This is a genomic window from Bdellovibrionales bacterium (assembly GCA_018266295.1).
GTDB lineage: Bacteria > Bdellovibrionota > Bdellovibrionia > Bdellovibrionales > Bdellovibrionaceae > JACMRP01.
The window spans coordinates 1,109,827-1,123,228 of sequence record JAFEAQ010000011.1; the positions used below are offsets into that span (position 1 = coordinate 1,109,827).

The window sequence follows — 13,402 nt, forward strand, 5'->3', positions numbered from 1 at the left end:
TTGAGCCCGAAATTTTTCGCGCTAAACAACTTTTTTATGAGCCCAAAACTGGAAGGTTTCAGAAAAAAAACTGGGCTGTGGTCCCACTTTTTCTCGGTCTGCATTAGGACCTTTCTCCCCCAGATTGTTGTTCGATTCTATGAAAAAACTATATGTTCCAAGCCGTTCACTGTTCCGTTGGCCCTAAGATAGAGCTTCTCAAAAAATCCCGTGGACTTAAAAACACGTTTTTGATTATAAATGAACCCTATGTCGGCACTGGCGAACTACCTGGAAACAATCCGGGTCGAAAAAAACATCACTCTTGAGGAATCTGCAAGAAGGTCAAATATGACTCCGGAAACCTATAGACAAAGAGAAAAGCAGCCCGAGAAGGTGCCGCTTTATATGTTGGCTTCTATGATGAACGCCCTAGATATGAAAGGCGAAGAATTCGTTGAATTCAGTGTCCTGACGTCCCAACATCTGTGGGACTAGAGCCTTTGAACCTGGTTCGTTCTAAAGCTCAATAAACTTATTCGACTTCTCTGAGTATTCCAAAAGCTTGCCGTCTTCGAGATCAAAGTACCAACCTGACAACGACAAATTGCCCTCGTTCAAACGCTTTTGAATGAACGGGAACGTCTTCAAGTTTTTCACAGAGACCTTCACGGACTCGAGCTCACAACATTGACAGAACTTCTTGAAGTCATGGATAGGAACTTGCTGAAGGGCTTTTTCACGCGCCTCATCGGCAATGGTCACCCATTTACGGACAAATGTTCCTTGATCTGCCTGACTTGGGCCGGCCGCCAGCGCGGCAATACCACCACACTGTGCATGACCAAGGACAATGACATTCTCTACTTTGAGTACGTTCACAGCAAACTCGATCGCCGCACTCGTACCATGGTGACCGCCGCCCTCTTCATAGGGAGGAACAAGGTTCGCCACGTTGCGAATCACGAACAAATCCCCAGGTTCTGCCGATAATAAGATCGCAGGGTCTACACGCGAATCACTGCAGGCGATCAGGAGCGTCTTGGGACTTTGCCCCTCGCTGCTGAGATTCAGATAGAGATCCTTTTCAAGTACAAAGTACTTGCGGCGAAATTTTCTAAATCCATCGATAAGGTCGAGTTTTTTTGTAAGTGACATGTCTAAATTACCCGTTAAATTACCCGGGAGTTTTCACTCCCGGGTCCCGCGCCATTGCCATTGAGCCTAAGATGCTTTCACAGTTGTCGTACTAGATGAGTGCAAAATATCAAAAGCTAATAGCGGCTTTCGAAGCAAAGCCATAAGTGCTCGCGTTTTCAAGATTGTCTGTGCCATTCTTGAACGCCGCGCCTGGGAACAAGAGTCCCAGTTGATTCACCCACTGAATTCTTTCAGTGGGTTTGTAAACTAATTCAATATCCCACTCTAAGCCGAGATCTTTTTTGAAATCAGCTACACCGGTTGGGTTCGTCATCAACTGAGCGTAAGTCAAAGTGTTGTTGAGGTCCAAACGGTCGTTCCAAGCGTAAGAAACTTTTGGAGAGATGTAGATCGCATTGCTGATATATTCATCGTCCAAAGAGTTTGAAACACCGTGGTTAGCGGTCTCTTTGTATCTATTCGTCGTGAGGAAATCCTTTTGACCCAAACGATGGTTGAACATCAACATCGCAACGTCATAGTTACGGCTGAATTGGTAACCTTCAAACGCATTTGCGGTTGAAGGGTCATCACCGGTTGCCATACCCAAACGGATGTTCCAGTCAAATTTAGAGTCTTTGCGTGGGAAATAAAGTTCCGCTGCGATTCCGTAACCATTCGACTTGATATCTTCGCCCGTCGCATTTTGGGCGCCGACGTTACCACTTGTGAAACCTGCTTCCAATTTGAAAGCAAATTTTTCCCACTCACGACCGAGGATAAAGCTAGTTGTAGAAACGCTGTATTCACCCGTCTTTGTCTGACCAGTTGTCGGTGCGCTGTTTAAAGGAACATCGTTCGCACCAAAACTTGCTTTACGCACTTGTTGCATCAAACCGATCATAGAACCGGATTCTTTGCTCTCGTATTGCAAGTGGAGGATCATGTCTTGAACAGTATTTCCCTGAGAAACATTTTCGTCGTAGACACGGCCAATGATCGGCATCATGAAGAAATTATCGACGATGAACTTGTAACCAACCATGTCTTCCGTATCGCCCCAGTGGTCGAACATGCCATTACCCGCATTGTGAGTAATACCAAGACCGAACTCAAGAGGTGCACGACCCAAAACAAGCGCGCCGTATTCTTGATTTACGTTCAAGTACAACTGAGAAACGCGCATTTGTGTTGAAGGATGATTTCTAGAATAGACATTGGTTTGGCCGGCAGTATTCGTTGAATCCCAGCCTTGACCCCACATTTGACCGAATTGAGCATCCGCATACGCTGGATCTTGATTCGCCAGAACATCAAAACGAGAAACGATGTTCACACCGTCTGTTGCAATGATTTTTGGGTTCAAAGAAAGATAGTTCAAACCATAGGATTTCATTCCGTACGGAGTCGCCAGAGTCGGACGGTCTACTTGAGTCCACTCAAAACGGTAAGTCCCTTTCCAATCGATGCTGAGAGCGCTGGCTGTTGAAGCCACCACCGAAGTCAAAAGAGCTGCTGCAGAAAGAAGTGCTTTATTTTTCAACGTCATATTCACCTTTTTTGAAATTAACCAACGACACCGAGAACATCGCTCTCGCGAAGAATCAGAACATCTTGATCTTGAACTTTTAATTTAGAACCCGCGTACTCAGAGAAAAGAACTTTATCGCCGACTTTCAAATCCATCGGACGAACATGACCTTTTCTGTTGCGGTGGCCGCGGCCCACAGACACAACAAAACCCTGCAAGTTGCCAGAAACATCCGCTACGGTGTCAGGGATGTACAAACCACCTGCAGTCATTTTCTCAGCACCCGTCAATTGCACCATTACACGGTCATCCAACGGAGTCACAAAATTGCTGAGATCTACTTTTTTAACTGTAGGAGCTGAGAAAGGTTTCGCAGGAGTCGCCTTCATCGCAGTGGCTTTAACAGGCGCTGCCTTCGCCGCTGTTTTCTTAGCCGCGGTTTTCACCGGAGCTGTTTTTTTAACAGACGCCTTTTTAGCGACGGGCTTTTTTGCAGCCGCTTTTTTCGGTGCAGCCTTTTTAGGCGTAGCCTTGGCAGGTGCAGTTTTCTTAGCAACTACTTTTTTCGCAGCGGCTTTCTTAGCCGGAGTCTTCTTTGCAGGAGTTGCTTTTTTAGCAACAGACTTTTTCGCTACAGGCTTTTTTACTTTACCTTTGGCCACGTTTAGCCCTTTCTTCTTCGTAATATTTTTTATACATCACGTCCCACTCCGGAGTGCCTTCCATCACATTTCGTTTCAAGGAAGCCACTTTTTCGCGGGCCCGTTGATCGAGAGCTTCGTCTTCTTTGACAAACTCAGCGATGGCCAGCTTTGCGGCACGCAAGGCTTGGTCATCGTCTGAGAAGTCCACGATGTCATCACCCCAAACGCCGTCGGTTACGATGTGTGCCAGATGATTCTGGCGATCTGCTGAAATCACAAGATCACCTTTCTCTCTTTTGCGAGTTTCTGTTTTAGAATGGGAAACATTTTAAAACGCTGAAACTCGCCTGGATTGCTCTTTTCGAGCTGGTCTAACATCGCATTGACGTCCTGGTCTAAAGCCGCTTCTCGGTCATAATCTTCTTTAATGATTTCCACGACTCGAGCAAGCACAATCTTTTCATCTTCTTTAAAAACAACAAGATTTTGCTTTTTCCATTGAGCCAGAATTTTTTCAGCTAGGACTTGAATTTGTTGGGAGGATAATTTCATAATGGTGTCATGCCTCGCCCAGGATTAAAGAACATTTTCCTCGTATTTACAATCTTTGTGACGCTCACAATCATCACTCTTGGTGCGGGTATTTCTTACGCTTTCTTCACACTCGAAGATGAGATGAATCAGAAGCTCGAAGCCAAGCGCATTCTCCTCCCGACGGAGTACTATGCCGCCCCATATCGCTTCTACACTCCCTCACTTCAGACTGTGGATAAGTCTGAACGAGTGCTTCAAGCTCAAAACTACCGTGCCCGCGACTATCAACAGCGTCTCTTGCCAGGAGATTACCTCAAGGCAAATGCTCCTGAATGCCGCGCCCTGTTTCGAATTGGCGAGGACGTGAATTTTGCTTCTTGCTTGGCCTTTGTGAAGAAAGACATCGATCCTGGCCAGGCGCAGAATGATATTCGCATCTTGCTCTTTGATCCTGAAGGTAAAATTCAGCAAATTTTTAAGGCATTTCCTCTCGAAGTTGTTAACGAAGTGCATCTTGAAGCCCCTCTGGTGGCCCAATACGTAGGCATCGATCCGATCATGCAGGAGGAAGCTCCTCTCGGTAAGATTCCTCCGTACTGTTCCAATGGCGTGATGGCGATCGAAGATCCGCGCTTCTTAGAGCATCAAGGCGTCAACTATCGCGGGATTTTCAGAGCCATCATCAAGAACGTGACCTCGGGCCGCATGGCTCAAGGCGGAAGTACGATCACACAGCAACTCGTAAAGAACTACTTCCTGACGAACGAAAAGACCATCAAGCGTAAACTGCAAGAGTTCGTGATGGCCTACATGCTGGAATCAAAATTCACCAAAGATCAGATCCTCGAAACTTACCTGAATATTATCTACATGGGACAGAATGGTCCGTTTCAAGTTCGTGGCTTTGGTTCTGCGGCACGATTCTATTTCAACAAAGACATTTCGACTTTGAATTTGAGCGAGTGCGCATTGCTCGCAGCTGTTGTGAATGGCCCGGGTGTTTACAATCCGTTCAAACAACCGGTGAAAGCGTTCAGCCGCCGCGGTCTTGTGCTGGATAAAATGGTTGAGCATCAATTCATTACAGCCGCCGATGCCGAAGCGGCGAAGAATCTGCCTCTGCCAACGGCTCAGCCGCGATTGGCAACAGAGACAGCGCCTTACTACCTCGATGCCGTTCGTAAGCAATTGCAGGCGCAAAATATTGATATCATCGGCGCTAAGATCTACACCGCGATGGATCTCGAGTCCCAGCAATTTGCGCAAGAGGCTTTGAAAAACCATCTCTCCAAATTGGAAGAGCAGAACAAGATGGTGAAGTCGCAAAAAGAAAAAGGCGTGACTCTCGAGGGCGCGATTCTTTCTGCCGAAGCCAGCACGGGTCTTATTCAAGTGGCCGTGGGTGGGCGCAATTACCGTCTGACTCAGTTTAACCGCGCGATTGATGGTCACCGCCAAGTGGGTTCAACGATGAAGCCCTTTGTTTATTTGGCGGCGCTTGAATCAAAAGACAAAGATGGCAAGGACTTCACCCCGATCACTCCGGTGAAAGACGAAAAGTTCACGATCAAGTACGAAGGCCAAACATGGTCACCAAACAATTATGGCAGCGAATACTTCGGCACGGTTCCGATGTTCTTTGCACTGAAGAGCTCGCTGAATGCAGCGACAGCGTCCATTGGTTTGGAAGTCGGACTTGATAAGATCATCAACATCACTGAGTCCCTTGGCGTGACTTCAACGATGAAGCCATTCCCTGCTGTGACTCTGGGGGCGTTTGAACTTTATCCGAAAGAAGTTCTGCAGGCTTATTTGGCTCTCTCGAAAATGGGCCAGAAGACAGATGTCAGCTTCGTCGATCACGTTGTGAATATGAAGGGCGAAGAAGTTTTCAAATTCACTCCTCACTCTGAACAAGTTCAGGATGCGGTTGCGGTTGCGAGTCTCGTCAGCATGATGAAACAGACGATTGCCTCAGGAACAGCGAAGTATGTCAGCGCGAGCGGCTTCAACCGCCCGGCGGCCGGTAAAACGGGAACAACTTCTGAAAGCCGTGACGTTTGGTTCTCTGGCTTTACTCCTTATCGCACAACCATCGTGTGGATTGGTTACGACACCAGCACTCAGAATAAACTTACAGGTGCGAGCGGTGCTGTGCCTATCTGGACAGACTTCATGAAGCGCGTGACCGCCGAAGATCCACCGGATGATTTCCCATGGCCCGAAGGCACTGTGAAAGTCACTTTTGATGAAAAGAAACTTCAAGAGATGAACACGCCGATGAAAGAGCCCATGAGTGTCGACCTCATTTTCAAAAAAGGCACGGAGCCTGGGATTTTTGGATTTTAATAACCCATCTCACTGCAATCAACGTCGACCTCTTCATCCAATTTATCACTTGGATCGATGAAACAGCCTCCCGGAGTTGTTACGCCGGCATCATTGCATTCAAACTCACGCACGACATAGCCATCACTGATCTTGCCGGTAACATCACGACCGAAAAGAACTCCGCCGACATCTAAAGAACGTCCGTCTTTTCCTGCGAGCACAAAGGTTTGGGTGTAATTCACATCCCAGAACTGACGCCCAAAGCACTCAGATCCATCGGCATGAATGACATGAACCTGTGAGCACTTTTTAACGCCCCACTTTTTCTCAGACACGGGGATCGACATGATCGCATCATCACCGCCCGCAGAGTTGTAATCATAGTTTGGCAGTGCCAGCACGGGAACTTCGTAAGTCCCTTTCTGCTTCGTCGAAGAATCGGTATAGTCGATTTGAATGGTGTTGTTGCCATTTCCAGCATCATAGCGAATGTCGTTTTCTTTCGTATGACAAGTCAGGGTAGCAGAGCCGGCGTAAGCTGCGGTTGAAAGGCAAAGCATACCAAGCGCGATCAATGTCTTCATGGAGTCTCCTTTTAATGAAGGAGCTAAACTACCCGGTCGCCAGAAATTTTCAGCGACAAAACCAAGAAGAGATTTGAATTTCTCGTCAAATCTAAGCTTTGATCGGAAAACCCAAAAGCCCCAGGGCTTCAAGGTAAGCGGCCTTCTTCCAATGAACAATCCGGTCATAGGCTTGTTGCGGAGTAAACCAAGCAAAGCGCGCAAACTCGTCACGCTCCTTAATACTTTCGGCAACAATTTTCGAACCATCGAGAACAAAGTAAATATGTTGCTGCCCAATGAAATGGGTCTTCTTGAAAAGACCTTCCGGAAAATTGTATGCAATCCATTCCTCAGTCTGACGAAGAATGGTGATTTTACGAATGCCGACTTCTTCATCCATCTCGCGATGAAGAGCTTCGACAATCGTTTCGCCGTCTTCCATTCCGCCTTGTGGAAACTGCCATTGACCGGCCTGCCCCTGGCGCTCACCTAAAAGGACAAGACCATCTTGTGCCAGAAAGATTCCGCACACACCCCGTCTGTATTTATCTTTGGATTTCATAGTTAGATCTTAACTGTCAGGCCTTCGTATGCAAAGTCCCATTGAACCGCACTGAGCGTTTCGCTGTTTTCTTTCGCCGTATTGAGACGCCAGTCATAGTATTCCAGTGTTTGACGTTTTAACTCTTGCACCTGCTGAATTGTCGCACCTGGATCATGATGCGCGAAAAGAACTTGTTTAATGCCTTCGCGGAAAGCGATGTCGAGTCCCACTTGAGCAGCACTGTGACCCCAGTTGGCTTTTTCTGCAAGCTCTGGGAATGTGTACTGAGCATCGTAATACATCAAATCCACTCCTTGGTAGAGTGGCAGATCGGGCCCCAGCTCTTCACGTGACACGCGAGTTCCCTCGGTATCCACACAGTGAGAGTAGACCTTGCCGTTACTTTCAATACGGAAACCCCAACAAGGATCTGGATGATCTAACTTGTAAGGAGTGACTGTCATATCATCAATTTCAATCGCCTGACGAGGTTGCAAAACATGGAAGTGAATCTTCGCAGCCAGTGATTCAAACGGTACTGGGAAGTATGGCTTCATAAAGACGCCGCGGATGAGCTTTTCCATTTCTTCTTGAACGGCATAATAGTGAATTTGTACACCAGGAACAAAGTGTGGAGTGAAGAAAGGCAAACCGATCACATGATCCCAGTGAAAGTGAGTCATGAAAATGTGGAAAGGACCTTTGCTCGCGCCGGCTTTACCACTCATGATCTGCTCACTCAGAGAACGAATGCCGCTACCGCCATCAATGATGAGTCTGTTCTTGGGACTCTTCACTTCCACGCAAGTCGTTGCCGCCCCATAACCGCCCAAATGGGAAGCGCCCAAAGAATCAATGTACTTTGAAACAGCAGCAGACTCACGATGACCAGCATTGAAAAACCCGCGCAAGAGTCCTTCGATATGATTGGTCCAATCCGATGGAGATGGGGATGATGGCAAAGAACCGCGCACGCCCCAATACTTCATTGTTAACGACATATGGGATTAGAATGACTGGGGATGAGATTGCTTGCAAATAAAATTTGTTGACCGTCGACAAGACTCTACTCAGGTATTTGCCTTGTCGTAATTCACTCTCAAAAACTTGGACTTAGGTTGAGCCATACATGTTTTAAATGTTCGATCCTTCGATTGTTCGTTCACTCGGCCTTCGATCGAATCGACCTCTCCTTGTTCAAGAAATGCGGAGCACGTTCCACAAATTCCTTCCAAACAAGAATATGGCGGATTTATTTGAAGTCTCAACGCCGCCTCAAGAACAGATTGGTACTCTGTCATTGTGGTTTCATGCTCTTGACCGTTGATTGTGAAAACTACTTTTACATCAGACATTAGAATGAAAAGGCCGTACCCACGAGCATTGTAAACACGTGCTGAGTAACGACCACCTCCTCTGTTGTTTGATTGATTTGTTGAATCGATTTACCACGCCCACCGGTGTAGTAACCACCAAAAGTATAATCGATTTTGTCTCCGGAGGTGAATGCCAAGTTCGCACTGAAACCAAGTTGATCCACTTTATCCGGCTGAGCACCCGAGATTGCCGTATCCGGATTGGGATGTGATGAAAAGTTCGTAAACGCGCCCATACGTACTTTCAACCAAGGCATCACTCGCTTCTCGACTCCCGCAGAGACGTTCCAAATCGCCCGATGCTTCCAATGAGTTGCAATCGTCGGATCGTTAAAATCGTTGTATTCCATGGCTTGATAAAGACTCGCATCGGCAGACACGTTTAAGTCTTCGCTTTCATGATAAGCCACACCAATAGAAAGTTTGCCGGGAATATTCACATTGGTTTTTTCATCCGGGCGATTCACCGTAGTGACCGCATAAGGATTGGTATCAACCTTCGAGGAAAAATAAGAACCGCTGCCTTTAACTGTCAAATTCGGTGTGCGTAAGCTCGTCCCGAAAGACCATTTATCCGAAAGTTTCCAGTGATAACCCAGAATCGCAACAATGGCGTTTTCAACCAAGGTCTTCTCAGAGCTGAATAACACCGCTTCGCTGGCGGTTGGAAAACTGCTGTCATTCAGAGAACGCGTGTAGCTTCGCGCCGTGTAGTACATCGTTAGACCCAAGGACTCCGTTTCTGAGATTGGCTTTGCCACTGCGGCCCCAACCCACAAGGACTCATCGACATAAGACAACGTGGTGGTATTTTCAGTGCTGGCGCGCAAGTCGCCTTTATAACTATCAAAGTCAGGTACCACGATAGAAAATGCGATCGTATAGCCATCCCGGCGAATCACGCTGCCGGTGGAAGAAGGAATCGCACGAAAAAAGCCCTGATTGATTCGCAGAGGTGCTTTTGTGAAGTCCTCTTCTTTGCCAAAGGTTGTATCAAATTTTTTGTAGATACCTACTGCGGCTGAAAACGAATGCCCTTGCAAGAAGGCCAACCCCGCGGGGTTATAGTAAGCCAAGGCCGACGCATCGCTATTCATTGCGGTGTAAGCTCCACCCATTCCCGCAGCCTGATCGCCGATCAAAATGGAGTTATAATTTGAAAAGGCGGCCATCGCTGGCTGAGCCAACAATAAGAGCAACAAACCGTTGAAGTATTTTAATGACATTCCCTTGCGTCTCCACTAGCTAGTACTGCAAAATTAAATGATTATTGACGACAAAAGTCCACCAGAAGGTTCTCAATGAACTCTCAAACTGCAAAAACATCTCCGATCCGCACTGTTCTAAAAGAACTCGTGCTGCCTTATTGGACACGTTCGGAAGATCGATGGCGCGCTCGTGGACTTTTAGCACTCACTCTCGTGCTCATCATGGGTATGGTTTACGCCTTAGTTTTGCTGAATCGCTGGAACCAGGCGTTCTACGATGCTCTTCAGAATCTTGATAAAGCCGAATTTGTCAGCCAGCTGTGGCGTTTTTTCTTTATTGCGCTGTTTTACTCCGTGATCATGGCCTACAAGTTTTATGTCCTGCAAAGTCTCGCAATCGGCTGGCGCAAATGGATCACCGAAAAGAGCTTGCACCGCTGGCTGAGTGAAAAGAATTTTTACTACTGGCAGTTCAACGGACATCAACACGACAATCCGGATCAGCGTCTTTCCGAAGATATTCACGAACTCACCGATCTGAGTCTTGAGATTTCCGAAAAGGTCCTCCGCGAGTTCATAACTTTTGTGTCGTTTATCGGCATTCTGTGGGGTCTTTCAAGCTCCTTCAAATTCACGGCCTTTGGTTATGATATCGAGCTTTATCGTTACCTTGTTTGGGTTTGCTTGTTTTACGCGGCGATCGGTACTTTCATCGTTCACAAAATCGGAAATCCGCTCTCGACACTGAACTTCATGCAGCAGAAACTCGAAGCCGACTTCCGTTACTTCTTAGTGCGTCTGCGTGAAAACAGCGAGAATGTGGCTTTACTCAACGGTGAAAAAGCCGAACAGCAAAAGCTTTCGACGAAGTTCTTCCAAGTCGTGGGTAATTTCAAAGCGCTCATCTCTCGCCAGAAGAAACTGATTCTAACGACGAATATTTACGGTCAGTTGGCTTATATCTTTCCGTTTGTGGTTGCATCACCAAAAGTGTTCACCAAAGAGATCACTCTCGGCCAGCTTTTCCAAATCAGCAGCGCCTTTGGCCAAGTTCAAGGGTCGGTCTCTGTGTTTGTGGATATGTATGCGAAGATCGCGCGACTGCATTCGGTCGCTCTGCGTTTGGGCGGATTCTTAAGCTTGCTCGAAGAAAATCGCGAGCTTCGCGAAAAAGGCCTGAGTGGAAAATTCCATGCGACCGATGGTGCGGATCTTACGACCGAAGACCTTCGCGTTCTGACTCCTCAACAGCAGACTTTGCTGACAGGTATGAACTTGAAGCTCGCTCCGGGAACGCGTTTGCTAATCACTGCGCCGTCTGGAAAAGGCAAAACCACTTTGCTTCGGACGCTGAATGGCATCTGGCCTTTCATTGATGGACAGATTCGTTTGCCTCGTCACAGCCATCGCCTCGTGCTGACACAAAAAGCGTATCTACCGATCGGAACTCTGCGTGCGGCTCTTGCCTATCCTCTTGAGGCGGAAGCCTTCAGTAATCAAGACATGGTCTCAGCTCTTGCCAGCACGAAACTAAATTCGCTGATTCAGCACCTCGATGAAGAAGACAACTGGTCACAGCGCCTTTCTTCGGGCGAACAGCAACGCCTGGCTCTCTCGCGCGCCTTCTTGCAAAAGCCGCAGGTTTTATTTTTAGATGAAGCCACTTCGGCCCTTGAAAAAGACACCGAAGCCGAGATCTATCACGCTCTGGTTGCGGCTTTCCCGCAAATGATTCTTATCAGTTTCAACCACGAAACGGGCCCGCTGACAGCATTCCATAACGAGTCCTTAAGCCTCTCTTAATGCGCCGTGACCCGGAAAAGCGACCTGGTACCTTTTCGACAATCCGGTAATAGTTACATTGTGGCCCTATGAGGGGTTTTGTTGGGACCTTTATGGCATATTGCTAAGTTTCTGTTTTTACTTGGTTTTCATCTGTGGTGGCAAAAGGAAAACTGGCCCTTGAATTGCACATTTTCACCCTTGGAAGTGGATGGTGACATAAGGTCACCAGATAGCCACTATGGGGAAGATTCATGGAACTGCGACGCTACAAAGACATTCTAGCGCTGAAATCAGAAGAGGGCACTCTTCTGGCGTTCCATTCGCGCAATATGGAAGTCGCACAAATTTCCGAAGACGCTTGGGTGAACATGAGCCCGACAACCTTGCTGAATTCGACTCCTTCTGAAGCCGTCCTCAAAGAGTGCGAAGCCATCGCTGAGCTCAAAACTTGGAACCAAGAAGAAAACGCTGAGGTTAAAACCAGCAAGATCAGCAACAACATCCGTTTCCTGACAATCAACGTGACTCAAATCTGCAACCTCCACTGCTCATACTGCGCAGCCGGTGGCGATGGAACTTTCGGCGATAGCATCGCCAAAATCTCTATCGAAAAAACTTTGCCGCAGATTAAATTCTTCCTCGATCGCCTGCCTGCGGGCCTAAGTTTCAACGTGAGCTTCCTCGGTGGTGAGCCTTTACTTTACGCTGAAGGCCTCGAGATGATCGCAAAGTACATTGCTGAGATCGCACCTGAGCGCACTGTGAACTACACGATCATCACGAACGGCACGCTGTTAACAGATAAGAATGTCGATCTACTCGCGCGCATGAAAGCAACAGTAACCATCAGCTTGGATGGCCCTGCAGAAATCAACGATCGCATGCGTCCGACAAAGAACGGAACTTCATCAACGGCAATGATCGTGAAAGGCCTTGAAAAAGTCCTCGCACGCAAATCTGAATTCAGCCACGTGATGATCCACGGAGTTTTCGACAGCCACAATATGGAGCTCGTGAAAGCTTACGAGTTCTATTCTCAGTTCAACGTGGACAGCTACGATTTCTCATTCTCGGTTTCTGACAACAACCCGCGCGCGACTCAAGAGTACATGAAACAAATGACTCAAGTTGCAGCTTTGGCCTATGCAAAAGGCGGAGAAGTGGCTCTCAGAAAGATCCGCGCGTTTGAACAACATTTTCAGTCTTTGGATCAACAACGCCGTACCGAGAACTATTGCGGTGCCGGCAAGTCTTTCTTGATGATCGATGCCCGCAATCAGATTTACACATGCCCTTGGGATGTGAACGAAAAGAAAGAACAAGTTGGCCAAGGAACGGAGTTAAACGAAAAGGCTTTGGAAGCGTACCAAAAGCCCATCCTCGAGCAGAACAAGTGTGAAAACTGCTGGGCGCGATTCCTGTGCGGCGGCGGCTGCATGTTCGCCCATAAGCATGGCTCAGGATCTAAGAACGTTAAAGATACGCAATTTTGCGAAAGAACAAGATTTATGGTGGCGCTGGCACTGATCTACTACGAAAGGTGTCGAAGCGCTGCTTGAACCACAACCACTAGGACATGACGGAGCAACAATGATGAAATTCCTAACTCTACTAAAGGAAAAGATGATGGAAAAATTAGAGAAAAAACACATTAAGAAGCTGAAGCCACAAACATCTCAGCCTTCACATTTCGGTGCTGGTAACGGCGGCAATCCGTGCCCTCCAGTTGGTGGCGATATTTTGGTACCAAACAACTAGTTCGAG

Annotated in this window: 15 protein-coding genes; 5 read left to right on the forward strand and 10 right to left on the reverse strand. The window is 47.4% G+C overall.

What is annotated here, in order from left to right:
• The first annotated feature begins 240 nt into the window (after nucleotides 1-240).
• Nucleotides 241-477 (forward strand): helix-turn-helix transcriptional regulator, encoded by a 237-nt coding sequence (locus tag JSU04_14160; protein ID MBS1971449.1) that lies wholly within the window; start codon nucleotides 241-243, stop codon nucleotides 475-477.
• Between the two features lie 21 nt (nucleotides 478-498).
• Here the strand turns inward: JSU04_14160 and JSU04_14165 are convergent, their stop codons facing one another.
• From JSU04_14165 to JSU04_14185, 5 genes are all read right to left on the reverse strand, one after another.
• Nucleotides 499-1,137: a carbonic anhydrase gene (locus tag JSU04_14165; protein MBS1971450.1), complete on the reverse strand. Its 639-nt coding sequence runs from the start codon at nucleotides 1,135-1,137 to the stop codon at nucleotides 499-501.
• A 109-nt stretch (nucleotides 1,138-1,246) separates the two neighbouring features.
• Nucleotides 1,247-2,662: a hypothetical protein gene (locus tag JSU04_14170; protein ID MBS1971451.1), complete on the reverse strand. Its 1,416-nt coding sequence runs from the start codon at nucleotides 2,660-2,662 to the stop codon at nucleotides 1,247-1,249.
• Between the two features lie 23 nt (nucleotides 2,663-2,685).
• Nucleotides 2,686-3,336: a co-chaperone GroES gene (locus JSU04_14175; GenBank protein ID MBS1971452.1), complete on the reverse strand. Its 651-nt coding sequence runs from the start codon at nucleotides 3,334-3,336 to the stop codon at nucleotides 2,686-2,688.
• Nucleotides 3,299-3,571, reverse strand: coding sequence for a DUF507 family protein (locus tag JSU04_14180; GenBank protein ID MBS1971453.1), 273 nt, complete (start codon nucleotides 3,569-3,571; stop codon nucleotides 3,299-3,301). The genes JSU04_14175 and JSU04_14180 overlap by 38 nt, the downstream gene beginning before the upstream one ends.
• Nucleotides 3,568-3,846 (reverse strand): DUF507 family protein, encoded by a 279-nt coding sequence (locus JSU04_14185; protein MBS1971454.1) that lies wholly within the window; start codon nucleotides 3,844-3,846, stop codon nucleotides 3,568-3,570. Before JSU04_14185 ends, JSU04_14180 begins: the two co-directional genes overlap by 4 nt.
• A gap of 9 nt (nucleotides 3,847-3,855) precedes the next feature.
• On the opposite strand from JSU04_14185, the gene JSU04_14190 reads away from it, so the two are divergent.
• Nucleotides 3,856-6,177: a PBP1A family penicillin-binding protein gene (locus tag JSU04_14190; GenBank protein ID MBS1971455.1), complete on the forward strand. Its 2,322-nt coding sequence runs from the start codon at nucleotides 3,856-3,858 to the stop codon at nucleotides 6,175-6,177.
• On the opposite strand, the gene JSU04_14195 is transcribed toward JSU04_14190, so the two are convergent.
• The 5 genes from JSU04_14195 to JSU04_14215 form a co-directional block, all read right to left on the reverse strand.
• Nucleotides 6,174-6,743, reverse strand: coding sequence for a hypothetical protein (locus tag JSU04_14195; protein MBS1971456.1), 570 nt, complete (start codon nucleotides 6,741-6,743; stop codon nucleotides 6,174-6,176). The two genes, JSU04_14190 and JSU04_14195, sit on opposite strands and share 4 nt — an antisense overlap.
• 91 nt (nucleotides 6,744-6,834) lie before the next feature.
• Nucleotides 6,835-7,287, reverse strand: a complete 453-nt coding sequence (locus tag JSU04_14200; GenBank protein MBS1971457.1) for an NUDIX domain-containing protein — start codon at nucleotides 7,285-7,287, stop codon at nucleotides 6,835-6,837.
• Between the two features lie 2 nt (nucleotides 7,288-7,289).
• The gene (locus JSU04_14205) at nucleotides 7,290-8,270 is read right to left on the reverse strand and encodes an MBL fold metallo-hydrolase (GenBank protein MBS1971458.1); all 981 of its coding nucleotides are present in this window, start codon (nucleotides 8,268-8,270) and stop codon (nucleotides 7,290-7,292) included.
• 69 nt (nucleotides 8,271-8,339) lie between these two features.
• Nucleotides 8,340-8,624 (reverse strand): 2Fe-2S iron-sulfur cluster binding domain-containing protein, encoded by a 285-nt coding sequence (locus tag JSU04_14210; protein ID MBS1971459.1) that lies wholly within the window; start codon nucleotides 8,622-8,624, stop codon nucleotides 8,340-8,342.
• Entirely contained in the window at nucleotides 8,624-9,871 is a 1,248-nt protein-coding gene (locus tag JSU04_14215; GenBank protein ID MBS1971460.1) for a hypothetical protein, read from the reverse strand. The genes JSU04_14210 and JSU04_14215 overlap by 1 nt, the downstream gene beginning before the upstream one ends.
• Nucleotides 9,872-9,946: 75 nt before the next feature.
• Here JSU04_14215 and JSU04_14220 point away from each other — a divergent pair, with 75 nt between their 5' ends.
• The 3 genes from JSU04_14220 to JSU04_14230 all read left to right on the forward strand — a co-directional run bounded on the left by JSU04_14220 (nucleotide 9,947) and on the right by JSU04_14230 (nucleotide 13,396).
• Entirely contained in the window at nucleotides 9,947-11,656 is a 1,710-nt protein-coding gene (locus JSU04_14220) for an ABC transporter ATP-binding protein/permease (GenBank protein MBS1971461.1), read from the forward strand.
• A gap of 233 nt (nucleotides 11,657-11,889) precedes the next feature.
• Nucleotides 11,890-13,197, forward strand: a complete 1,308-nt coding sequence (locus JSU04_14225) for a radical SAM protein (GenBank protein ID MBS1971462.1) — start codon at nucleotides 11,890-11,892, stop codon at nucleotides 13,195-13,197.
• Nucleotides 13,198-13,228: 31 nt separating this feature from the next.
• Nucleotides 13,229-13,396 (forward strand): hypothetical protein, encoded by a 168-nt coding sequence (locus JSU04_14230; protein MBS1971463.1) that lies wholly within the window; start codon nucleotides 13,229-13,231, stop codon nucleotides 13,394-13,396.
• Nucleotides 13,397-13,402 lie beyond the last annotated feature (6 nt).